Source organism: Azospirillum sp. TSO35-2 (assembly GCF_003116095.1).
Lineage (GTDB): Bacteria > Pseudomonadota > Alphaproteobacteria > Azospirillales > Azospirillaceae > Azospirillum.
Window position 1 is genome coordinate 1447208 of record NZ_LGRA01000021.1, and the last position, 23127, is coordinate 1470334.

Here is a 23127-nt window from a genome sequence, read left to right on the forward strand (position 1 = left end):
GCCACGGCGCTGGCCACGGCACTGGATGACGCGCGGCGTCAGGCGGACGAGGGCGCGCTGATCGACCTCGCCGGTCTGGAGGACAGCGTCGCCCGCCTGTGCGCCGCCGCCGAGGCGCTGCCGTCGACCGAAGCGCGGTCGCTGATCGGCCGGCTCGGCGAGCTCGTCGCCGCGCTCGACCCGCTGGCTGCGGCGCTGGCCGACCAGAACGCCCGACGCGAGGACGCCATGGCCGCGGCCATCGCCGGCCGCGACGACCCCCACACCGCCCGCCAGCGCGCCGTCGCCGCCTATGGCCGCCCGGCGGCGCCCGAATCGACCTGAGACAAGAGTCCGATGGATCTCGACCAGTACATCCGTTTCCTGATGGCGCTGCTGTTCGTCGTGGCGCTGATCATGGTCGTCGCCTGGGTGCTGCGCCGCATCGGCATGGCCGGCGGCATGCCCGGCAAGGCGGCGCGCGGACGCGCCCGCCAGCGGCGGCTGAGCGTGGTGGAGGCGCTGCCGATCGACGCCAAGCGGCGGCTTCTGCTGGTCCGCCGCGACGACCGCGAGCACCTGATCCTGCTGAGCGCCAACGGTGACCTGCTGGTCGACAGCGCTCCGGCCGGCGGCTTCGACAGCGCGATGGCCCACAACGCGACCGCCCACAGCGACGCCGCGGCGGAGAGCCACGGCGCCGGGAGCGACGGGCGATGACCGCCCGGCGTCCGGTCCTGTCCCGGCCCGGCTGGAAACGGCCCGGCTGGAAGCCGCTGCTGGGCGGGCTGCTGCTGGCGCTGGCGGTCGGCACGGCGATGGGGCTCTGGGCCGGCCCGGCGCTGGCGCAGAGCGTGACCTTCGACCTGGGCGACGCCGGCGGCACCGCGACCTCGCGCATCGTCCAGACGGTCGGGCTGATCACGGTGCTGTCGCTGGCGCCGTCGATCCTGATCATGATGACGGCCTTCACCCGCATCGTCATCGTGCTGTCCTTCCTGCGCAACGCGCTGGGCGTCCAGCAGGTGCCGCCGACGACGGTGATGATGTCGCTGGCGCTGTTCCTGACCTTCTTCGTCATGGCCCCGGTGTTCGAGCGCAGCTACAACCAGGGCATCCAGCCGCTGATCAACCAGGAAATCGACGAGATGGAGGCGTTCCGCCGCACGGTGGCGCCGCTGCGCGAGTTCATGCTGCACCACACCAGCGAGAAGGATCTGCGCCTGTTCATGGACATGGCCCGCCTTCAGAACGTGGCGGAACCGGGCGACACCCCGCTGCACGTCCTGGTGCCGGCCTTCATGATCTCCGAGATCAAGCGCGGGTTCGAGATCGGCTTCCTGCTGTTCCTGCCCTTCCTGATCATCGACATGGTGGTGTCGTCGATCCTGATGTCGATGGGCATGATGATGCTGCCGCCGACGATGGTGGCGATTCCGTTCAAGATCATCTTCTTCGTGCTGGTCGACGGCTGGTACCTGATCGCCGGCTCGCTGGCCCGCAGCTTCGGCACGTTGTGATCGCCGGCGGCCCCTGACCTCCGCACGGTATGCGGGAGCAAGCCCCGCGCACTTCGTCGCAGGGACCAAGCGGAGGCGCCGCCGCGCAAGCTGGCGCTGGTGTTGCGGTCGGCAAACGCGTATGAGGAAACCGATGAGCGCCGGCGGGGCGCGCGGCGCTGGGTCACTCCACCGGGCCGCTCCGTCGGTCATCGGCCCGGCTGTTCGCTTGCGGCGGTCCGGGGCGTGCCATCATACCGACGGACCAACTTCGGACCGCAACCACTGCATGACTGAAACCGCTTTGAAGGCCGCGCAGCCCGACACCGGCAAGCTCGCGACGCTGACCCTCGGCGCGCTCGGCGTCGTTTTCGGCGACATCGGCACCAGCCCGCTCTACACGCTGCGCGAATGCTTCAGCCCGGAACATGGGCTGGCGCTCACCCACGACAACGTGCTCGGCATCATGTCCCTGGTGTTCTGGGCGCTGGTGATGGTGGTCACCGTCAAGTACGTGGTGTTCGTCATGCGCGCCGACAACAAGGGCGAGGGCGGAATCCTGTCGCTGCTGGCGCTGGCATCGAAGACCCGGCCCGACGCGTCCGGCCGGCTGACGGTGCTGACCGCGCTGGGCCTGTTCGGCGCCTCGCTGTTCTACGGCGACGGCATGATCACACCGGCGATGTCGGTGCTGTCGGCGGTCGAGGGGCTGGAGGTGGCGGAGCCGGCGCTGGAGTCGATGGTGGTGCCGATCACGGTCTGCATCCTGATCGCGCTGTTCGGCATCCAGAGCCACGGCACCTCGCGCGTCGGCGCGCTGTTCGGCCCGATCATGGTCGCCTGGTTCGGCACGCTCGGCATCCTGGGGCTGATCCAGGTGGTGCAGCAGCCCAGCGTGCTGGTCGCCTTCAACCCCTATTACGCCGTCAATTTCTTCATCCAGCATGGGCTGGCCGGCTTCCTGGTCCTGGGCGCGGTGGTGCTGGCGGTGACCGGCGGCGAGGCGCTGTACGCCGACATGGGGCATTTCGGCCGGCGCCCGATCCAGGTCGCCTGGCTGTTCGTGGTGCTGCCGGCGCTGCTGATCAACTATCTGGGCCAGTGCGCCCTGCTGCTGAGCGACCCGTCGGCGGTCCGCAGCCCCTTCTATCTGCTGGCGCCGGACTGGGCGCTGTACCCGATGATCGGGCTGTCGACGGCGGCGACGGTCATCGCCAGCCAGGCGGTGATCTCCGGCGTCTTCTCGCTGACCCGGCAGGCGGTGCAGCTGGGCCTGTGCCCGCGGCTGGACATCCGCCACACCTCCAACGAGGAGGAGGGGCAGATCTACATCCCTCGCGCCAACTGGGGCCTGCTGGCGGCGGTGATCGGGTTGGTGGTGCTGTTCCAGTCCTCCAGCGGGCTGGCGTCGGCCTACGGCATCGCGGTGTCCGGCGACATGATCATCACCACGCTGCTGGCGCTGGTGGTTGCGCACCGGAAATGGAACTGGAGCCTGCCGGTCTGCGCCGGGCTCGGCGTGACGTTCCTCTCGGTCGATCTGTCCTTCTTCGCGGCCAACGCGGTCAAGATCCCGCATGGCGGCTGGGTCCCGCTGGTGATCGCCGCGGTGACGCTGGGCCTGATGGCGACCTGGCGCCGCGGCCGCGCCGTGCTGACCCGGCGGCTGGCCGAGGAATCGCTGCCGCTCGACGCCTTCATCCAGCGGCGGGCGAAATCGGGCGACATCCACCGGGTGAAGGGCACGGCGGTCTTCATGACCTCCAGCAACGACACGGTGCCGATCGCCCTGCTGCACAACCTGAAACACAATCAGGTGCTGCACGAACGCGTCGTCTTCGTCACCGTGCTGGTGGAGGACGTGCCCCGCGTGCCGGCCAAGGAGCGCGTGGTGGTGGAGGGGCTGGCCGACGGCTTCTACCGCATCACCGTCCGCTACGGCTTCTCGCAGGAGCCGAACATCCCGAAGGCGCTGCGGCTGTGCAAGGCGTTCGGGCTGGAGTTCGACGTGATGGCGACCTCCTTCTTCCTCGGCCGCGAGACGCTGATCCCACAGATGAACTCGCAGATGGCGTTGTGGCGCGAGAAGCTGTTCGTCGTGATGTCCCGCACCTCGGTCAGCGCCACCGACTTCTTCAAGCTGCCGCCCAACCGCGTGGTCGAGTTGGGCACCCAGGTGCAGTTGTGACGGCCGCCCGCCCGACGGAAATACGTCGGAAGAGTTAGGCCGTTCGCGCCAAGAAAGCCGGCGGGTCCCGCAAACAATCCGGTGATCTGTTCGAAAAGCCGCCCCGTAACGGTGATGTGTCCGCCAAGAGCGGGCCTTCACCGACACGAGGACATGCTATGAAGAAGGTTGCCACCGTGGCGATCGCCACCCTTCTTTTTGCCGGTTGCGCCCACGCGGCGATGGAAAAGATGGTCGGCGGCGCGCCGATGTACCCCAGCAAGACCATCGTCGAGAACGCGTCCCAGTCCAAGGACCACACCACGCTCGTCGCCGCCGTGAAGGCCGCCGGGCTGGTCGACACCCTCAGCGGCAAGGGCCCCTTCACCGTCTTCGCCCCGACCAACGAGGCCTTCGCCGCCCTGCCCGCCGGCACGGTCGACAGCCTGCTGAAGCCGGAGAACAAGGGCCAGCTGACCAAGGTTCTGACCTACCACGTCGTCCCCGGCAAGCTGGACGCCAAGACCCTGATGGCGGACATCAAGAAGGGCAACGGCAAGGCGATGCTGAAGACGGTGGAGGGCATGCCGCTGACCGTCTCCCAGGCCGGCGACGCGGTCATGGTGGCCGACGCCTCGGGCGGCACCGCCCGCGTCACCATCGCCGACGTCGAGCAGTCGAACGGCGTCGTCCATGTGATCGACAAGGTTCTGCTGCCGAAGTAACCGGCGGGGCAACGGCGGGGAGTTGGACGGCCGGCCAGCTCCTCCCGCCAGTTCCTCCCCCTGCCCCACGCGCCGTGGCCCCGATCAGCTCGTCGGCTTGTCCGCCGTCTGTTTGCCGCGGTATCCCTTCAGGAACTTCTTGAACAGGTCGACCTCCGCGACACGCGAGCGGATCGTGCTGACGTCGATCAGCCCCATCGCCTGCTCCGGACGGGTCAAAATGCGGAAGGCGTCCTCGTTCGGACCGCCTTTTATCGCGCCGTCGAAGTCCTTTTTCAGCAGGTTCAAGCCGTTGCCGTCACCCGCCAGCGCCAGCGCGACGGCGCGGTTCAGCACGAGCTGCGAGGTGTTGGGGTCGAGCGGCTTGCCGGCCGCCGGCGGCGGACCGATCACCTTGTTCAGCGCCAGGGCCGCGGCATCCCACTTCTGGCCCTTCCAGGCGATGTCGACCCGCAGCAGGTTGGCGTTGGTGCTGTCGTCCTGCGCCAGCAACTGCATCGCCTCGTCGCCGCGGTTCAGCTCGGCCAACGCCTTGGCCTGCATCAGCCGCCGTTCCGCCGCCAGATCGGCCGGCATGCCGGTGACGTTGGACAGTTCCAGCGCCTTCAGCGCCTCCTCCGGCTTGTTGTCGAGCAGGCGGACCGAGGCGAGGCGGGTGCCGATCCGCGCCTTGTCCTGACCGGTCAGCCGGTATTCGACCTGATGCTGCAGCAGGTCGGCGGCGCGGTTCAGCAGGTCGATGGCGATCAGCCGTTCGGCCAGTTGCCGGATGATCTCGTCGCCGGCCTCGCCCACCGGGGTCAGCTCGCGGAACTGGTCGTAGAGCTGCAGCGCGTCGAGCGTCGGCATGCGCGCGGCGCCGTCCTTGAACAGGTCGGCGAAGATGCGCGACATCTCCTTGGTGATCGCCTCGGCCCGCGGGGTGTCGGCGACCAGGGCCGCCGTCTCCTTCATGGTGTTGAAGCCCTTGGCGTATTCGCCGCCGGCGATCAGGACCTCGCCCATGCGCGAGCGGATCTGCATCTCCAGATCGTCGCCGCGCCAGGTGAAGGTCAGGCCGGCCAGTTGCTCCGCCGCGGCGCTGGGCGACATCTTGCCTTCCGACAACTCCAGGTTGGTCAGGGCGAGCCCGGCCTTGGCGCGGTAGAGCCGGTCATAGCTGTTGAACGCGCCGGTCAGTTGCTGACGCGCCTGGTCGGTCTCGCCGGTCTGGGCGTAGAGCAGGCCGCGCAGATACTGGGTCTGCGGGTTCTCCTCCTGGTCGGGACCGCTGTGTTCCAGCACGCGGTCGAGCAGCCGCTTGGCGGTCGCGGTGTCGCGGGTTTCCAGCGCCGCCTCCGCCGCCCGCAGGCCGAGCAGGCCGATCATCGGTTCGGGGTAGGAGTTCAACACCGGGCCGGAGGAGCGGAAACCGGCCATCGCCTTGGGCCAGTCGCGGCGTTCGGCGGCGATGGCGGCGCGCCACAGCGCGGCCTCCGGGTTGCCGGCCAGCGCCGGGGTCGACAGGTCGGTCTCGGCGCCATCGAGGTCGCCGGTCAGCACGCGGGCGGCGCCGCGCAGGGCGCGGAACTCCGGCCAGCCCTCCAGGTCGGGCTGGTTCTGCTGCAGCACGTCGAGCATGCCCAGCGTTTCCTGCCCGAAGCCGTTGGCGAAGTAGAAGCGCGCAAGGTCGAGCTGCGCCTTGGCCCGCTCCGACTCCGGCGCGTTGACGACGGCCAGTTGCAGGTCCTGCCGCGCCTCGGTGAAATGGTCGAGATCGCCGCGCTTCCAGGCCGGCAGGTTGAACAAACGCCGGCCCTGGAGCGTCTGCCCCTTGGGCGGCTCCATCGCCGACGAGGCGCCGCCGGCGGGCGGCGGGACCGGCTGCGGCGCGGCGGCGAGCTGGGACGGCACCGGCTGGGGCGCCTGCGACGCCGGCGGGGCGGCCGGCGGGGTGGCCGGTGGCGGGGCGGCGACCGCCGGGTTGCCGGCGTCGGCGGCCGGCGACATGTGCAGCCCGCCGGCGCTGGTCAGCTCCACCCCCTCCTTCACCGGCCGGACCGTGACGTTGTCGGAGATCGGCCGGACCACGACGCCCTGGTAGGACGGCATGACCTCCAGGTCGGGGTAGCGGTGCGGCTCCGGCATGCCCAGGCCCGGCGCCGGCAGGGGCACCACCTGGATGCGGTCGCCGACGTCGGGGTCGGTGAACTGGACGACGTTCGCCGCGTCGGGCGCCCGCACCAGCAGCCGGGCTCCCAGCAGGAAATCGGGGTCGGGCTCCACCTTCAGGTCGCCGGCGCTGGCCATGTTGGCCGGGCGGGCCGAGGACAGCACCCGCCAGGTCGTGCCCTGGCGTTCGACCGTCGGCCACACCATCGGACCGATCCGGGTGCGGAACACGCTGCCGCCGGTCGCCGGCACCGGCTCCACCGTGCCCATCAGCTCCGAACCCGGACCGGACAGCTTGCCGGCGCCGATCGGCATCGGCCGGTCGAACACGATGTAGAGCTGGCCGGCGCGTGGGTAGACGGCGATGGAGGCTGGACCGCCGGTGTCGAAGGTCAGCGTCGGCCCCTTCGGCCCGGCGGCGGACGGCGCCTTGGCCTCGGCCGGGGCGGCGGTCGTCGGCTTCGCCTCGGTCCCGGCGGCGGCCGGGGCGGCAACCGGGGTGGCCGCGGCGGCGTTGGCGGCGGTCGCCGAGCGGCCGGAGGTGGTGGACGCCACCATCGGCGCGTCCTTCGGCAGCGGCGTCACCGGCAGCGCGGCGGGGGGCGGACCGGCGGGGGCCGGAGCCACGGATGGCGTGGCCGGTTCCGGACGGACCGTGGTGGTGGTCGGGGACGGCCCGCCGGACGACCCGCTGGGACCGCTGCGCGGCGGCTCGGCCCCTTGGGAGCCGGCGGGCTGAGCACCGCCCTCCCCCCCTGGCGCCTTGCGCGAGCCGGGGTTGCCGACCTCCAGCACCACCGACTTGCCGGCCTTGCTGTCCTTCACCTCGGCGTCCTGCGGCACGGCGAAGGTGACGGCCAGCGTGCCGTCGGGCTGGCGGTAGGCCTCGACATTCTGGACGTTGCGCGGCTTCGCCCTGGTCACCGCCGACAGGTCGGGGCTGCCGCCCTTGTCGAAGGCCACGGTCACCGCGGCGCCGTCGCGCTTCACCGTGTAGCCGACCGGCGCCGGCCAATCGAAGACCAGACGGCTGTGGTCGGGGTGGTCGGCGGCGCGCACCGCGACCTTGCCGGCCGACGGCACCAACTTGCCCGCAGTCGCGGACGGCAGCGGTTTGTCCGCGGTCGCGGACGGCGGTGGTTTGTCCGCAGTCGCGGACGGCAGCGGTTTGTCCGCGGCAGCGGCCGGAGCCGCGGCCTTGTCGGGTGCCGGCGCGGCGACGGCCGGCGACAGGTCGATCGCGACCGCGGCGCCGTTGCGGAAGCTCTTCACCGACACCGGGCGCTTCAGGTCGAAGGTCACCGTCTTGCCGTCCGGCTCCACCCGGCCGGCGGCCAGATAGTCCGGCAGGCTGCGGACCACGCGGTCCAGCGCGACGTCGATCGGCTGGGTGAAGGCGATGACCAGCCGATCGCCCTCCACCGCCGCGGTGTAGTCGACGGCGGACGGCCAGTCGAAGACCAGGCGGCCGAAATCCTTGTGGCTGCCCGCGCGCACCGGCACGGTGGCGGCGTCCGCCGGCGGCGCCAGCAGAACCGGCACGGCCAGCAGCGCCACCGCCGCGGCGCAGCCGCGCAGCCAGCGCCTCGTCACCAAGGCCGTTCGTCCCGATGCCGGCTGCCCCGTCACCTCAATCCGCTCCTTCCTCACGCACCACGATGTCGACCGGCAGGCGCCCGCCGCCATGGACCGGCGCACCCTCCGCCGGGATCATCACCGCCCGCGCCACCAGATCACGGCGATAGCCGGTCTCGCGCAGCGCCGCCGACACCGCCACCGCCCGGGTCAGCGCCCGTTCCCACGCCGCGCCGCCGGTCATGTCCTCGCGCTCGGCGTGGCCGACCAGCTCGATGCGGTTGCCGATGCGGCCGATCACGGCGCCCAGCAGGAACAGCACCCGCCGCCCTTCCTCGGTGAAGGCGGCGCCGGACGGGTCGAACAGCCGTTCGCCCGGCAGCCGGATGACGACCCGGTCGTCCTCCCGCCGGACATCGACCACCGACAGCTCGGCGTTCGACCGCAACTGGCTGCCCAGCAGGGCGGCCAGATAATGCAGGTCGATCGCCGCCCGCGCCTCCACCGCCTGGGCGTTGAAGGCGGCGCGCGGGTCGGCCGGCCGGTCCGACGGCGTCGTGGCGGTCGACCGCGCCGCCGGCATCGTCTCCGACACGCCCTTGGCCAGCTTCGTCCAGCGCTCCGCCTCCGGCTCGCTCATGGAATACATCAGCACGAAGAAGGCGAGCATCAAGGAAATCAGATCGGTGAAGCTGATCAGCCACAGCGTCTTGCGGTGGCCGCCGCCGTCGCCCGCGTCGCTCCGCACTGTCGGAACGCGGATCATCGCCGGCCCTCCGCCCTGCCGGCCCTGCGCGGTGCCGGGTCGTCGGTCCAGCGCAGGGAGAACAGCAGGCGGACGCCGCCCGGTTCCCCGCGTTCGATGCCGATGGTGACGTTGCGGGCCGGTGCCCCATCCTCGATCAACGCGCGGGCCAGCACGCCGGCGCGGGCCACCGGGCCCGGCGGCTGGCTGGGCGTGCCGGTCGGGCCGATGCCGAGCAGCGCGTCCAGCTCCACCCGCTCGCCCTGGCGCGACTGGCGCAGCGCGTCGGCGACGCGGTCGATCAGCCCCTGGCGGTCGGGCCGCAGCGTCATGGTGCCGGGGACGAACAGGTCGTCGGCGGGCAACCGCACCTCCAGCAATTGGCCGGGGGCCACCACATCCACCTTGGCGACGGCCACGGCGGTCGCGAACAGCGCGCCGACGTCCTCCAGGCGCTGCACGGCGAAGACCGTCCCGGCGCGCGAGGCCACCGGCTCCGCCCCGTCGCGCAGGCGCGGGTCGATGACGAAGCTGGGAAAGGTCCGCTCCAGCGACGCGGCCACCGCCTTCACCTTCTGCACCGTCTGCACCGAATTGGCGTTCAGCACGATGAAGAAGACCAGCAGCAGCAGGAACAGCGACAGCAGCATCAGGATGCTGCCGTTGTTGGGGTTGGCGTGGCCGTCGACCCGCCCGGCACCCGGATGCGGCGCCCGCAGTCCGGGCGTGCCGACTCCGGTGCTGGTGGTCCCGGTGCTGGTGGGCTTGCCGGCCAGCATGGCGTCAGTCGAAGCTGGCGAGCAGGCGGTCGATCTCGTCCTGGTCCATGGCGTTGCCGGGCAGCTGCGGCCCGTGCAGAAGCTGCTGCTCCGCCTCTTCGCTGCTCATCGGCTCGTAATGGCTCTCGGCCGCGGCGTCCTCGGCGGCGAGCTTGGCCAGCCGCGGGGCGTGGTTCTGCCGCACCTCGCTGCCGAAGGCGGCGACGATCTGGTCGACCTTCGATTCGATGTGCTTCAGCGTCCGCACCACCTTGCTGATGCGCTGGCCGGTGATGTCCTGGAAGTTGCAGGCTTCGTAGATCGCGGTGATCTGGTCGTTCAGCTTGGCCGCCGTTTCCGGCGCCGTCTGGCCGGCGATGCCGCCGATGGCGTCGCAGGCGTCGAAGATCGCGAAGGTCGCCTTCTCGGTGGCGCCCACCACCGCGTCCAGCTCGTCGGTCGCGCTGCGAATGTGCTCGTCGCGGATGTCGGCGGGCTGGAGCGCCGCGATCTCCTGCTTGGCGGTCTCGATGAAGCGGGCGAGGTCGACGACCTCCTTGTAGAGCCGCAGGTCGGTCGCCGAGATGTCGCCGTCCATGCTGCCCAGGATGGTGCGGACGATCTCCGTCACCTCGTCCCGCGACAGCGGCTTGGCCGCTTCGGCGAAGGCAACGTCGAGGCGCTGTCTCAGAAGCTTCTGCTCCGTCACGGCGGAATGGGCGGAAAAGGTCATCGGGCGTGTCCAGCGAGTGGGGCGGTTCCAGCGGGTGGTCGTTCCGCCGGCCGCCCGCGCGGAAAACCACGGTGGCGGCCGAAGGTGAAGCTGCCGGAACCGCCCCGGGGAGCGCTTTCGGGTGCCGGTGCCGGCCGGAGGAGCGATGCCCCGACCGCCCGCGGCGCCCAGCCGTCCCGCCCAACGGTCCCAGGAACTGTCCCTAGCGGATCAACCGTAATTCGCGAGGGTTAAGAGCCCGTAAAGAGAGATCCGCCGACACAACTGAGTGGCGGAATCGGCACAGGTGTGACCGCAGGACCGCGGCCCAAGCCGGTCTGCTCAGAACAGGCTGGCGGCCGGAACGCCCAGCAGGGTGGCGATGACGATCAGCGCGCTGACCGCGGTCAGCTTCTCCGCCGACGACCAACGCTGCCAATCCCTTTTGAAGCTCTTCAGTTCGTCGGCCATGACAAACCTTCCGGGTTCGAGAACTACACTGCAACGCAACGAAAGTGACACAGGGACAGTTGACGCGTGGTTAATGCCGCACATGGCCCTGTCAATCCCGACTACCTGGCACAGAAATGCCACAGTCGCGGCCGTCAGAGCGATGATCCGCATCAAAGATCGGATAAATTATCGGCATTTCCATGCTCTCACCCGAGATGGAAGCGGCGCCGGCGGCGTGCCTCTTATGGTGGCTTCCAGAGACGGGCGGCGATGCCTAAATGATACGCTCCAGGTCAAGGTGGCCAGGTCAAGGTGGCCAGGTCAAGGTGGCCAGGTCGGTCTGGCCCGGGCGGCCAGGCGGGTGGCCGGGGCCATGGCGGGAGCGGCGGGGAGCCAGGGGATGCGGATGGGGAACGGAACCGATCGGAAGATCGGGCTGGCGCTGGGCAGCGGCGCCGCGCGGGGCTGGGCCCACATCGGCGTCCTGCGCGCCATGGAGGAGATCGGCATCGAGCCGGACATCATCTGCGGCACCTCGATCGGCGCCGCGGTCGGCGCGGCCTATCTGACCGACCAGCTCGACGAGTTGCAGGCCTGGGCGCAGAAGATGGGCTGGATCGGCATGCTGGGGGTCATCGACCTGACCTTCCGGCGCGGCGGACTGGTCGCCGCCGAGAAGGCGTTCGGCCGCTTCGACAACGAACGCAGCAACGTCCGGATCGAGGATCTGCCCCGCCCCTTCGCCTCCGTCGCCACCGACCTGACCACCGGCCGGGAGATCTGGCTGCGCGACGGGCCGCTGATGTCGGCGGTGCTGGCCTCGGCCGCGATGCCCGGCCTGTTCCCGGCGGTGCGCCGCGACCATCACCTGCTGGTCGACGGCGCGCTGGTGAACCCGGTGCCGGTGTCGCTGTGCCGGGCGCTGGGGGCCGACGTGGTGGTGGCGGTCAACCTGAACAGCGAGCTGTCGCCGCTGGGACGTCCCAACGGCAAGGCGGTGGCGCGGCGGGAGCCGGTGACCGCCGGCGGCGACGCCGGTTCCCCCGCCTTCTCGCAGCTGACCGGCCAGATCTCCACCTGGCTCGGCCGCAAGCCCAACCGGCGCACCCGCTTCCTGGCCGACCAGATCGACCACGCCCACGCGCCGATGCCCAACGCGCTGGAGGTGATGGCGGGGTCGATCGACATCATGCAGGACCGCATCACCCGCTCGCGGCTGGCCGGCGAGCCGCCGGACGTGCTGATCGCGCCGCGGCTTGCCCACATCGGCATCCTGGAGTTCGACCGCGCCGCCGAAGCGGTGGAGATCGGCCACGCCGCCGCGTCGATGCTGCGCCCGTCGATCGAGCTGGCGCTGCGCCGCGCCTGAGCCGGCCCAGCGGGAGCCGCACCGGCGAGCCGCGCCACCCAAATTGTTACGGGTGCCGCGCTGGACAAAACCCTTCACCCACGTACCATTCCTTCGCCGGACTCCGTCCGGACACGCATGACGTTCCGCCGGCCGCCACGGGCGCGGAATGGACCTGGAGCCGTGCCGCATGAGCCAATCCGTACTGACCGACACCATCTCCGCCCTGCTGGCCAGCGGCACACCGCATTGGGGCAGCGGCGGCAGCGTGCTGGACGGCGGTTCCACCGGCGTCGCGGTGACCGTCTCCTACGCCTTCCTGACCAGTTCCCGGCAGGTCGCCGCCGCCGACGCGTCGGGCTTCGCCACCATGAGCACCGCCCAGCGCGCCGCCGTCCGGCAGGCGCTGGCCGCCTGGAGCGCCGTGGCGAACATCACCTTCGTCGAGACCACCGACACGGCGAACGCCACCATCGCCTTCGCCACCAACCGCCAGAACGGCCAATCCGCCGCCTACACCTATTACCCATCGACCGCGGCCCAGGGCGGCGAGGTGTTCATCGCCAACGACAGCCCCAGCAACAGCAACCCGGTGTCGGGCAGCTACGGCTACATGACGCTGGTGCACGAGATCGGCCACGCGCTGGGGCTGAAGCATCCCGGCAACTACAACGCCGGGTCGGGCGGCGGCGCGGAGCCGCCCTATCTGGCGTCGGCGCAGGACAATTACGCCTACAGCGTGATGTCCTATTACAGCAACGCCTCGCTGCCGTCGGGAAGCTACCTGACCGGCCCCAGCCTCTACGACATCGCGGCGATCCAGTATCTCTACGGCGCCAACATGGCGACGGCGGCCGGCGACAGCGGCTATGCCCTGAACACCGGCGGCTTCACCACGCTGTGGGACCCGACGGGGCGGAACAGCCTGGACGGCAGCGCCCAGACCGCGGCGCTGTCGCTCGACCTGCGGGAGGGCAGCTTCAGCACGGCGGGCAACACCACCTTCCTGGCGCTGGCCTACGGCACGCGGGTCCAGATGGCGACCGGCGGGTCGGGCGACGACAGCTTCACCGTCAACAGCCTGGGCGACAGCCTGAACGGCGGCACCGGCAACGACACCGTGGTGTTCAGCGGCGCCTCCGCGCAATACCGCCTCGCCCGGCTCGACAACGGCAGCTATATCGTCAGCGGCGTCGAGGGCAACGACCTGCTGACCAGCATCGAGTATCTGCTGTTTTCCGACCGGACGACGGCGCTGGCCTCGCTCTCCGTCGCCAGCTTCGACCCGTTGCGCTACATCGCCTCCAACGCCGACCTGATCGCCGCCTTCGGCGCCAACGCCGCCGCCGGCACCGCGCACCTGACCGGCTACGGGGTGTATGAGGGGCGCAGCCTGACCGGGTTTGACCCCTACAACTATCTCGCCGGCTACGGCGACCTGCTGAACGCCTTCGGCAGCAACGTCACCGCGGCGACGCAGCACTTCATCCAGAACGGCTACCGCGAGGGCCGGAACTCGACCTCGTTCGACGTGCTGTCCTACGAGGCGAGCAACCCCGACCTGATCGCCGCCTTCCGCGGCAACAGCGAGGCGGCCGAACTGCATTACATCCAGTTCGGCCGGTTCGAGGGGCGGTCCTTCACCGCCTTCAACGCCGCCGCCTATCTGGCCGCCAACCCCGACGTCGCCGCGGCCTATGGCGGCAGCCTGACCGGCGCCAGGCAGCACTACATCCAGTTCGGCTACGCCGAAGGACGGGCGCTGGCCTGACGGGGCCGCCGTTCAGGCTGCCCGGGTCCTCGAGCCGCCCATCAGGCGGCGGGCCACATCCAGGTGAGTTCGTGCTTGTTGTGGTGCAGGTGCAGCAGCCGCCCGCCGGGGATGGCGGCGAAGGCGCGGGCGGTTTCGTGGTCGGTCTCCGCCTGGAACTTCAGGGTGCAGACGAAGCGCTTGGCCAGCCCGCTGTCCATCCACTCCCGCACCAGCCGCAGCAGCCGCGTCGGGTAGCAGATCACGTCGCAGCACAGCCAGTCCACCGGCCCGACCGCTGCCGGCTTCAGGCCGAAGGCGCTTTCCTGGCGGATCTCCACCCGCGGCAGCGCGGCGATGGCGGGGTCGAGCGGCGCCTTGTCGACGCTGACCACCGACGCCCCCAGCTCGTGCAGCACCCAGGTCCAGCCGCCCGGGCAGGCGCCGAGGTCGAGGCAGCGATCGCCCGGTCCCGGCTGCTCGCCGAACAGGGTCAGCGCCTCCCACAGCTTCAGGTAGGCGCGGTTGGGCGGGACGGTGCGGTTCTCGACGAAGGTCACCTCGCCGTTGCGGAAGGGGCTGGAGCAGCGCGCGGCGGCGACGATGGTCGACTCGTCCAGCAGCGTCCAGGAGCCCAGCGGCGCGGTCGGCAGCGGCGACGGGAAGACCACCGGCTTGGCCGAGACGTGCGGCAGGTTCTCCTGGATCAGCGTGGCGCGGCGGTGGTGGCGCTGCGACCACAGGGCCCAGTTGCGCTGGATGTTGCGCAGCGCCTTCGCCCCGCCCTTGATCGAGGAGAACTCGATCCGCACCGGGTCGTACCAGATGTTCTGCGCCCAGGCCGCCGGCCGCGCCGGACCATCGGCGTAGACCAGCCGCCCGTCGACCGCGGCGACCTCGCCCAACTCGGCCACCAGATCGTCGAGGAAGCCGTCGGCCGCCAGATAGATCGTCTGGCCGAGCGGCGTCACCACGGCGCCGGCCGGGGTCTCGCCGGCGGAGGGCGGCGCGGAATCGGGGCCGGAATCGGGAGTGGTGTTGGGGGCGGTGTCGTCCATGCCCCACGGGCTACCGCCGCCCGGCCGCGATTGCAAGCGCAAGCGTGCGCCGATGCGGCCGATGCCCTTCCCCGGGCCATGCCGGGCCGGCCGGTGTGACAAAGGCGCACACCCCCCGCTAATATGCGAGCGGTTCGCAAAGGCAGCATTGACAACGATTCTCAGTCTCAGGTAATGCTGAGGACAGAACACGCCCGCACACCGAACGTTGCCGAGGGGCCATGTACGTCTGCGTCTGCCACGCGTTGAACGACAAGAAGGTCAAGGCCGCCCTGGACCAGGGCGCGACGACCCCGGCCTCGGTGTTCCGCCATCATCAGTGCCAGGTCCAGTGCGGCAAATGCGTGCCGATGATGCGCAGCATGGCCAGCGAGCATCAGGCGGCCATCGCCCAGAAAAGCGTCGACTGCGCCCAGCAGGGCGGCTGCCAGCACACGGTCGGCGCCCCGGCCAACGCCGACACCCAGCCGCTCCCCCTGCCCGCCTACGGCATCGCCGCCGAATAAGCGCCTCTCCGAGCGGGGTCCTGGTCCCGAACCTCGACTTTAGGCTGCGACAGAATGGTCGCCGTCTATGATTTTTGGTCGGATTGACCGACCCGCCGCGTTCCGGCACAAAAGCGTCAACAAAGCAAAATGGCCCCGTCAAAAAGACGGACTATATAAGGCCAAGCGGGTCGGATGAAACCGACCCTGGAGGAAACGCACATCCAACCAGGAAGACATCCTCGGCCACCGGGTTTGCCTTGTCCCACCGGATCAGGGCAGCCCGGCGGAATTTGGATTCGGACGGGAATAGCCTTGTCCGCTCCATCCATCATTCCGGCATAGCGGGCATCCCCCATCGGGGTGTTCCAACTGCGCTTCCGTTGCGTTTTCGACGCACCGGGCCGGCGGTATCGTGCCGCTTGGCCGAGATGTCAAAGAACGGTTGAGACTGACAGGAGGACATTTCATGAGCCGCCGCAACCGGCACGCCTTCGATACGCTGAGCCGTGACCTTGTCGTGCGCGCCACCGACCGGATGGAGACCCTGCGGTCCCTGGTCGAGCGGTCCGACAGCGACGGCCGCGAGGCGTGGGAGCGCACGCTCGACCATCTCCGCGGGCTGAACAACCGCGCCATCGCCCGCATCGAAGCCGCCCATCTGGCCGACGACGATGCGTGGCCCTTCGCCCGTTCCCGCGCCGACCAGGCGATGATGGATCTGATGCACGCGCTCGACGAATTCGACGGCCGCCTGCGCCTGCTGGCGGCGTAGACGCCTCCGCCCCACCCTGCGCGTCGGGTGAGGCCAACAAAATTGGGGCCGGCCGAGGATGATCCTCGCGCCGGCCCCATTCACGTTCGGGCTGACGGTTCCGGTCAGGACGCGCCGAAATCCAGCCCCCAGGCCGAATAGCGCTCCGGGTCGTCGACCCAGCCTTCGCGGACCTTCACGAACAGGATCAGGTGGACGCGGCGTTCCAGCATCTCCGTCAGCTCGCGGCGGGCGGTGGAGCCGAGCGCCTTGATCCGCTGGCCGCCCTTGCCCAGCACGATCGCCTTCTGGCTTTCGCGCTGCACGTAGATGACCTGCGAGATCTTCACCGACCCGTCGTCGAACTCCTCCCACACCTCGGTCTCGACCGTGGCGGAATAGGGCAGTTCCTGGTGCAGTTGCAGGAACAGCTTCTCGCGCGTGATCTCCGCCGCCAGCAGGCGCATCGGCATGTCGGAGATCTGGTCTTCCGGGAAGTGCCAGGGGCCGTCCGGCAGGCGGTCGGCCAGGAAGTTCTTCAGGTGGGCGACACCGTCGGCGGTGGAGGCCGACACCATGAAGATGTCGGAGAAGATCCCCTCCTGCCGGAAGGCGTCGGCGATGCCCAGCAGCACGTCGCGCTTCACCAGGTCGATCTTGTTCAGGATCAGGATGGCTTCGCGCCCCTGCTCCTTCAGCCGGGCGACGATGCTGCGGGTGTCGTCGTCGATGCCGCGGCGCGACACGTCGTAGAGCACGCCGATGACGTCGGCGTCCTCCGCCCCCTGCCACGCCGCCGCCACCATCGCGCGGTCCAGCCGGCGCTTCGGCTTGAAGATGCCGGGGGTGTCGACGAAGATCATCTGGGCGTCGCCCTGGATGGTGATTCCCAGGACGCGGGTCCGGGTGGTCTGCACCTTCGGGCTGACGATCGACACCTTGCTGCCGATCATCGCGTTCAGCAGCGTCGACTTTCCGGCGTTGGGCGCGCCGACCAGGGCGATGAAGCCGCAGCGCGGGTGCTCGGGCATGGTCGGCAGCGGCGGCAGGACGGAAATGGGCTGCCCGCGCGGGGCATCCTCATCGTCGAAGTCGCCGTCTTCGAAATCGTCCTCATACTCGCCGTCTTCGACGTCGCCCTCTTCGGCGTCTTCGCCCTCGACGTCGCCGTCCTCATGGTCCAGCGCCTCGTCGTCCGTTGCGGACTCCGGTGCCACGGACTCATGCGTCGGCTCCGCAGCGTCGGAACCGGGCGTTTCGTTCGTCGTCTTGTCGATGTCGTCGCGACCGTCAGTCATCGACCTGTACTCCCATCTGGCGCAGCAATGCGCTGGCCGCCTTCTTTTCCGCAATGCGCTTGGACGAGCCGGTGCCGGTGACCGGCTCCATGCCCGCGACGCGCACCGCAACCACAAACAACGGCTCGTGCGCCGGGCCGCTGCGTTCGATCAGTTCATACTGGGGCAGCGGCTTGCCGCGCCCCTGCGCCCATTCCTGCAAGCTCGTCTTGCTGTCGAGCGGCGGCGGGGTTTCCTTGTCGATCTCCCCCGCCAGGGCGTCGCGGACAAAGCGCGTCACCGGCTCCAGCCCGCCGTCGAGATACATCGCGCCCAGCACCGCCTCGCAGGCGTCGCCCAGGATGGTGCGGTTGGCCCGGCCGCCGCTCTGTGCCTCCGCCGGGGACAGGCGCAGATAGGCCCCCAGCCCGATCGAATCGGCGACGCGGCCCAGCGATTCCCGGCGCACCAGCGCGGCGTGCCGCTTGGCCAGCGCCCCTTCGCGCTCGTCCGGGTAACGCTCCAGCAGCCATTGCGCGACGACCAGACCGACGACGCGGTCGCCCAGGAACTCCAGCCGCTCGTAGGCGATGCCGGGGCCGTTGTGCGTCTTGCGGCCGGCGCGCTCCAGCCCCATCAGGCTGGGGTGGGTGACGGCGTCGCGCAGCAGCGACGGCTTGGTGAAGCTGTAGCCCAGCGCGCGCGCCAGCCCGGCCACGTCGGCGGAATCGGCCGCCTTCGACGCGTCGGCCTCGGTTGAGCCGGACCCGGCGCCTGTGTCGGCGGGCGCCATCTTGGCGATGGACACTTACCTGACTCCGTTGAACAGGCGGCTGAAGCGCAGGTCGACCGGCCAGCGCCAGATCTCGTAGAAGCGGGTGCCCTCGTCGAGCGAGAAGAACAGGAATTCGGCGCGGCCGACCAGGTTCTCGACGGGGACGAAACCCACCTGCGACGGCACCCGGCTGTCCAGCGAGTTGTCGCGGTTGTCGCCCATCATGAACAGGTGGCCGTCCGGCACCTTGAACACCGGCGTGTTGTCGAGCGGGCCGTTGTCCGACTCCTCGATGATCCGGTGGGTGCGGCCGTTCGGCAGCGTTTCAATGAACTGCGCGGTGCGGATGCTGCGGCCCAGCGAATCCGTGGTCACGTAATCCTCGATCCGGTCGCGCTTCACCGGCTGGCCGTTGATGTGCAGGATGCCGCCGATCATCTGGATGCTGTCGCCGGGCAGGCCGATCACCCGCTTGATGTAGTCGGTCTTGTTGTCGCGCGGCAGCTTGAACACCGCGACGTCGCCGCGCTCCGGCGGCTTGCCCAGGATGCGGCCCTCGAACAGCGGCAGGCCGAAGCCGACGGTGTATTTGCTGTAGCCGTAGCTGAACTTCGACACGAACAGGTAATCGCCGATCAGCAGCGTCGGGATCATCGAGCCCGAGGGGATGTTGAACGGCTCGAACGCGAAGGTGCGCACGCCGAAGGCGATCAGCACGGCGAAGATCACCGTCTTCACCGTCTCGGCGAACCCCGACTCTTTGGGCTTGGCGTCGGATGCCGTCTGCTTCTGAAAGGTCATTCTGGGGTCGCCGTGTCGGTGGGCATTGCGGAATGGATCGGATCGGCGCTGATGACGACGAAGGCCTCGGCCATCGGGTATTCGTCGGTCAGCGTCACATGGATGCGGGCGCGCATGCCCGGCGGCGTCATCGCCTCCAGCCGGGCCAGCGCCCCGCCGGTCAGGCGCATCGTCGGCTGGCCGGAGGGCAGGTTCACCACCCCCATGTCGCGCCAGAACACGCCGTCGCGGAACCCGGTGCCGAGCGCCTTGGAGCAGGCCTCCTTGGCGGCGAAGCGCTTGGCGTAGGTCGAGGCGCGGGCGTTGTTCTTCGCCGCCGACCCGGCCCGCCGCTCCGACTTGGCCTGCTCGATTTCGGTGAAGATGCGGTCGATGAAGCGCTGGCCGAACCGGTCCAGCGATTTCTCGATGCGCCGGATGTCGATCAGGTCGTTGCCGATGCCGAGGATGGTGCCGGACAGCATCATGCGCGCGCCGCGCCGCGGGCGGTGTCCATCGCCTTGCGCATGCGCGCGATGGCGTTGGTCAGCCCGACGAAGATCGCCTCGCCGATCAGGAAATGGCCGATGTTCAGTTCCACGATGGTCGGAATCGCCGCCACCGGCCCGACGCTGTCGTAGCTGAGGCCGTGGCCGGCGTGGCATTCCAGCCCGATCGCCTCGGCGTGGGCGGCGGCGCGGACGATGCGCGCCAGCTCCGCCTCGCGCTCCGCCGGGCTGTGAGCGTCGCAATAGGCGCCGGTGTGCAGTTCGACCACCGGGGCGCCCAGCCGCTTGGCGGCGTCGAGCTGCGCCGGCTCCGGATCGATGAACAGCGAGACGCGGATGCCGGCGGCGCCCAGCGCGCCGACCGGGCGGGTCAACGCGTCGTACTGGCCGACCACGTCCAGCCCACCTTCGGTGGTGACCTCCGTCCGCTTTTCCGGGACGAGGCAGGCGGCGTGCGGCTTGTGGCGCAGCGCGATGGCCAGCATCTCGTCGGTCGCCGCCATCTCCAGGTTCAGCGGGCGGTCGATCTCCGCCATCAGCCGGTCGATGTCGCGGTCGACGATGTGGCGCCGGTCCTCGCGCAGATGGGCGGTGATCCCGTCGGCCCCGGCCTCGATCGCGAGCTTCGCCGCGCGCACGGGGTCGGGATGGGCCCCGCCGCGCGCGTTGCGGACGGTCGCCACATGGTCGATGTTCACGCCGAGGCGCAGGAAACGGGACATGCACGGACTCCAAAGCGTCGCCGGCCCGCGGCGAGCCGCGGGAGCGATTCCGTCTATATAGCGGTGATGGGGCGTTCCGTCACGCCGAACCGACCGATGCACCCGCAGATGACAGGGAATTTACCGTCCCCGCGCGCGCTCCACCGAGTGGATGGCCGGGGTTGCGCGCAGGGCGGCCATGATGTTGGTCAGGTGCTTGGCGTCCTTCACGTCGATGTCGATCAGCAACTCGAAATAGTCGGTGCTGCGGTTGGTGATCTTCTGGTGGATGACGTTGCCCTGGTTCTTGCCGATCACCGTGAACAGCGTGCCGAGCGAGCCCTGTTCATTGGCGATGACCACGGTGATGCGGCCGACATGCTCCTCCGGCGAATCGGGGCCGGTTTCCCACGACACGTCGATCCAGCGTTCCGGCGATTCGTGGAAGCTTTCCAGCGTTTCGCAGTCGATGGTGTGGATCGTCACGCCCTTGCCGGTGGTGACGATGCCGACGATGCGGTCGCCGGGCAGCGGGTGGCAGCACCGGGCGTAATGCACCGCCATGCCGGGGATCAGGCCACGGATCGGCAGCGCCGATTCCTTGCGCGCCTTCTTCGGCTTGATGGTGGGGACGCCGGGTTCCTCCACCTCGCGCACCGCCGGCGCGGCCTGCGCCTTGTGGCCGGGGAAGACGGCGTGGAAGACCTCGCGCACCGAATGCAGGCCGGAGCCGACGCCGGCCATCAGATCGTCCACCGTCGGCTGCTGGAAGATCTTGGTGGCGGCTTCCAGCGCCTTCTCGGTGAACTCGTAGCCTTCCGACTTGAACTGCCGCATCAGCATGCCGCGGCCCAGTTCCATATACTGGGCGCGCTGCTGGGTGCGCAGGAACTTGCGGATGCGGGCGCGCGCCTTGCCGGTGACGACGAAGCGTTCCCAGCCCGGGACCGGCGTCTGCGCCTTGGAGGTGACGATGTCGACCTGGTCGCCGTTCTGCAGCTGGGTGCGCAGCGGCAGCATGCGGCCGTTGATCTTGGCGCCGACGCAATGGTCGCCGACCTGCGAGTGGACGGCGTAGGCGAAATCGACCGGCGTCGCCCCGCGCGGCAGCGCGATCAGGTCGCCCTTCGGCGTGAAGCAGAACACCTGGTCCTGGAACAGCTCCAGCTTGGTGTGTTCCAGGAACTCTTCCGGCTTCTGCGCGTGCTCCAGGATGTCGAGCAGTTCGCGCAGCCAGCGGTACTCGCCGCCGTTCGGGCGCGGCTGGTGGTCCTGCTTGTAGGCCCAGTGGGCGGCGACGCCCAGCTCGGCGATCTCGTGCATGTCCTGGGTGCGGATCTGCACCTCGATCCGGTTGCGGCCGGGACCGATCACGCCGGTGTGCAGGCTGCGGTAGCCGTTGGGCTTGGGCGTGGAGATGTAGTCCTTGAAGCGCCCCGGCACGACCGGGTAATGCGCGTGGACGACGCCCAGCGCCTGATAGCATTCGCCGACCGAGCCGACCGTGATGCGGAAGGCCATGATGTCGGAGAGCTGTTCGAAGCTGACATTCTTGCGCTGCAGCTTGCGCCAGATCGAGTAGGCGGACTTCTCGCGCCCCGACACCGTCGCTTCCGGCAGCCCTTCGGAGGCCAGCAGCTCGCGCAGTTCGGTGATGATGGTCTGGACGCGGTTCTCGCCCTCGCTGCGCAGGCGGGCCAGCTGGGCCAGGATGCTGTCGCGCGCGTCGGGGTTCAGCTCGGCGAAGGCCAGATCGTCCAGCTCGTCCTTGATCTTGTGCATGCCGATGCGCTCGGCCAAGGGCGAGTAGATCTCGATGGTCTCGCGGGCGATGCGGCGGCGCTTTTCCGGCTTCTTCAGGTGGAACAGCGTGCGCATGTTGTGAAGCCGGTCGGCCAGCTTCACCAGCAGGACACGGATGTCCTCCGACATGGCCAGCACCAGCTTGCGGAAATTCTCCGCCTGCTTGGCCTGTTCGCTGTGGAGTTCAAGGCGCGACAGCTTGGTCACGCCGTCGACCAGCCGGGCGATTTCCTTGCCGAACACCCGCTCGATGTCGTCGAGCGTGGCGACGGTGTCCTCGACCGTGTCGTGAAGCAGCGCCGTGGCGATGGTGCCGGCGTCCAGCTTCATCTGGGTGAGGATGCCGGCGACCTCCAGCGGGTGGAGGAAGTAGGGATCGCCCGACGCGCGCGTCTGCGACCCGTGCGCCTTCATCGAATAAACGTAGGCGCGGTTGAGAAGATCCTCGTCGGCCGAGGGATCATACGCTTTGACGCGCTCGACAAGCTCGTACTGCCGGATCATGGGGCCCGACCCGACGCACGCGGCGCCTCTGGTGTGTTCACGAAGGTCCTATGGGAACCGAAGGGGGGCCGGATGCCCCCCACCCTGGTCAGGGTCCTGCGGTCGTTGTCCAGAATCAGAGATCTCCGTCGGGATCCTCGGTCATGGCGAAACCGGCGCCCGGCTCGGCATCCATGTCGGCGGCGACGTCGTCCTCTTCGGTCAACTCCTCGCCGTCGCTCTCGCTCATGCCGTCGTCGTCGCCGAGCGAGTTGTTGCCGCGGGCGGCCCAATCGTTCTCGCCGGCCATCAGCTCGACGATCTCCTCCTCGGGCTCGTCGGGCTCGACGTGCTTCTGGTGGCCCTTGATCAGCGCGTTCTTCAGGTATTCCAGCGACACCGTCTCGTCGGCGATCTCGCGCAGCGCCACCACCGGGTTCTTGTCGTTGTCGCGGTCGATCGACAACGGCGCACCGCTCGCCACTTCGCGCGCGCGCTGAGCGGCCATCATCACCAGCTCGAAACGGTTCGGAACCTTCAGGACGCAATCTTCAACGGTAACGCGGGCCATGCCAGACGAACTCCGGATTCAAAGGAGGCTCTAGACTATATGGATGAGGTCCCAGTGGTGCAAGCGCGA

At 69.5% G+C, this 23127-nt stretch carries 22 protein-coding genes; 9 read left to right on the forward strand and 13 right to left on the reverse strand.

The window, feature by feature from the left end:
- The 5 genes from TSO352_RS33620 to TSO352_RS22705 form a co-directional block, all read left to right on the forward strand.
- The coding region (locus TSO352_RS33620; protein ID WP_199231699.1) for a hypothetical protein at nucleotides 1–324 on the forward strand (324 nt) is incomplete at its 5' end.
- Between the two features lie 12 nt (nucleotides 325–336).
- Nucleotides 337–699, forward strand: coding sequence for a flagellar biosynthetic protein FliO (locus tag TSO352_RS22690; RefSeq protein ID WP_109109464.1), 363 nt, complete (start codon nucleotides 337–339; stop codon nucleotides 697–699).
- Complete coding sequence (gene fliP, locus TSO352_RS22695; protein ID WP_109109465.1) at nucleotides 696–1499, forward strand: flagellar type III secretion system pore protein FliP; 804 nt, start codon at nucleotides 696–698, stop codon at nucleotides 1497–1499. The genes TSO352_RS22690 and fliP overlap by 4 nt, the downstream gene beginning before the upstream one ends.
- A 268-nt stretch (nucleotides 1500–1767) precedes the next feature.
- Complete coding sequence (locus TSO352_RS22700; protein WP_109109466.1) at nucleotides 1768–3666, forward strand: potassium transporter Kup; 1899 nt, start codon at nucleotides 1768–1770, stop codon at nucleotides 3664–3666.
- 158 nt (nucleotides 3667–3824) lie between these two features.
- On the forward strand, nucleotides 3825–4370 hold the full coding sequence (locus TSO352_RS22705; RefSeq protein ID WP_109109467.1) for a fasciclin domain-containing protein: 546 nt from the start codon (nucleotides 3825–3827) through the stop codon (nucleotides 4368–4370).
- A gap of 84 nt (nucleotides 4371–4454) precedes the next feature.
- On the opposite strand, the gene TSO352_RS22710 is transcribed toward TSO352_RS22705, so the two are convergent.
- The 5 genes from TSO352_RS22710 to TSO352_RS34295 form a co-directional block, all read right to left on the reverse strand.
- Nucleotides 4455–8114: a tetratricopeptide repeat protein gene (locus tag TSO352_RS22710; RefSeq protein ID WP_247872321.1), complete on the reverse strand. Its 3660-nt coding sequence runs from the start codon at nucleotides 8112–8114 to the stop codon at nucleotides 4455–4457.
- A 37-nt stretch (nucleotides 8115–8151) separates the two neighbouring features.
- A complete protein-coding gene (locus TSO352_RS22715; RefSeq protein WP_109109469.1) occupies nucleotides 8152–8862 on the reverse strand; it encodes a flagellar motor protein MotB in 711 nt (236 codons plus the stop codon).
- A complete protein-coding gene (locus TSO352_RS22720) occupies nucleotides 8859–9620 on the reverse strand; it encodes a hypothetical protein (RefSeq protein WP_247872322.1) in 762 nt (253 codons plus the stop codon). The genes TSO352_RS22715 and TSO352_RS22720 overlap by 4 nt, the downstream gene beginning before the upstream one ends.
- Nucleotides 9621–9624: 4 nt before the next feature.
- Nucleotides 9625–10332: a protein phosphatase CheZ gene (locus tag TSO352_RS22725; RefSeq protein ID WP_109109470.1), complete on the reverse strand. Its 708-nt coding sequence runs from the start codon at nucleotides 10330–10332 to the stop codon at nucleotides 9625–9627.
- Nucleotides 10333–10653: 321 nt separating this feature from the next.
- Nucleotides 10654–10782 carry a hypothetical protein gene (locus tag TSO352_RS34295; protein WP_282183904.1) on the reverse strand — a complete coding sequence of 43 codons (129 nt, stop codon included), beginning with the start codon at nucleotides 10780–10782 and terminating at the stop codon, nucleotides 10654–10656.
- A gap of 388 nt (nucleotides 10783–11170) precedes the next feature.
- On the opposite strand from TSO352_RS34295, the gene TSO352_RS22730 reads away from it, so the two are divergent.
- Nucleotides 11171–12133, forward strand: coding sequence for a patatin-like phospholipase family protein (locus TSO352_RS22730; protein ID WP_109110809.1), 963 nt, complete (start codon nucleotides 11171–11173; stop codon nucleotides 12131–12133).
- A 169-nt stretch (nucleotides 12134–12302) separates the two neighbouring features.
- Nucleotides 12303–13883 carry a matrixin family metalloprotease gene (locus TSO352_RS22735; protein ID WP_109110810.1) on the forward strand — a complete coding sequence of 527 codons (1581 nt, stop codon included), beginning with the start codon at nucleotides 12303–12305 and terminating at the stop codon, nucleotides 13881–13883.
- A gap of 41 nt (nucleotides 13884–13924) precedes the next feature.
- Here the strand turns inward: TSO352_RS22735 and TSO352_RS22740 are convergent, their stop codons facing one another.
- On the reverse strand, nucleotides 13925–14920 hold the full coding sequence (locus TSO352_RS22740; protein ID WP_247872323.1) for an SAM-dependent methyltransferase: 996 nt from the start codon (nucleotides 14918–14920) through the stop codon (nucleotides 13925–13927).
- A gap of 221 nt (nucleotides 14921–15141) precedes the next feature.
- On the opposite strand from TSO352_RS22740, the gene TSO352_RS22745 reads away from it, so the two are divergent.
- Both TSO352_RS22745 and TSO352_RS22750 read left to right on the forward strand, forming a co-directional pair.
- On the forward strand, nucleotides 15142–15426 hold the full coding sequence (locus TSO352_RS22745; protein WP_109109471.1) for a (2Fe-2S)-binding protein: 285 nt from the start codon (nucleotides 15142–15144) through the stop codon (nucleotides 15424–15426).
- Nucleotides 15427–15874: 448 nt separating this feature from the next.
- Nucleotides 15875–16180 (forward strand): hypothetical protein, encoded by a 306-nt coding sequence (locus TSO352_RS22750; protein WP_109109472.1) that lies wholly within the window; start codon nucleotides 15875–15877, stop codon nucleotides 16178–16180.
- Between the two features lie 104 nt (nucleotides 16181–16284).
- Here the strand turns inward: TSO352_RS22750 and era are convergent, their stop codons facing one another.
- From era to rpoZ, 7 genes are all read right to left on the reverse strand, one after another.
- A complete protein-coding gene (gene era / locus TSO352_RS22755; RefSeq protein ID WP_109110812.1) occupies nucleotides 16285–17190 on the reverse strand; it encodes a GTPase Era in 906 nt (301 codons plus the stop codon).
- A 259-nt stretch (nucleotides 17191–17449) separates the two neighbouring features.
- Nucleotides 17450–18244 (reverse strand): ribonuclease III, encoded by a 795-nt coding sequence (rnc, locus tag TSO352_RS22760; protein ID WP_247872324.1) that lies wholly within the window; start codon nucleotides 18242–18244, stop codon nucleotides 17450–17452.
- Complete coding sequence (gene lepB / locus TSO352_RS22765) at nucleotides 18245–19012, reverse strand: signal peptidase I (RefSeq protein ID WP_109109473.1); 768 nt, start codon at nucleotides 19010–19012, stop codon at nucleotides 18245–18247. It abuts the gene before it with no gap.
- Entirely contained in the window at nucleotides 19009–19479 is a 471-nt protein-coding gene (gene acpS, locus TSO352_RS22770; protein ID WP_109109474.1) for a holo-ACP synthase, read from the reverse strand. The genes lepB and acpS overlap by 4 nt, the downstream gene beginning before the upstream one ends.
- Entirely contained in the window at nucleotides 19476–20222 is a 747-nt protein-coding gene (locus TSO352_RS22775; RefSeq protein ID WP_109109475.1) for a pyridoxine 5'-phosphate synthase, read from the reverse strand. Before TSO352_RS22775 ends, acpS begins: the two co-directional genes overlap by 4 nt.
- A gap of 120 nt (nucleotides 20223–20342) precedes the next feature.
- Complete coding sequence (locus tag TSO352_RS22780; RefSeq protein WP_109109476.1) at nucleotides 20343–22508, reverse strand: bifunctional (p)ppGpp synthetase/guanosine-3',5'-bis(diphosphate) 3'-pyrophosphohydrolase; 2166 nt, start codon at nucleotides 22506–22508, stop codon at nucleotides 20343–20345.
- A 115-nt stretch (nucleotides 22509–22623) separates the two neighbouring features.
- Nucleotides 22624–23058 (reverse strand): DNA-directed RNA polymerase subunit omega, encoded by a 435-nt coding sequence (gene rpoZ / locus TSO352_RS22785; protein WP_109109477.1) that lies wholly within the window; start codon nucleotides 23056–23058, stop codon nucleotides 22624–22626.
- Nucleotides 23059–23127 lie beyond the last annotated feature (69 nt).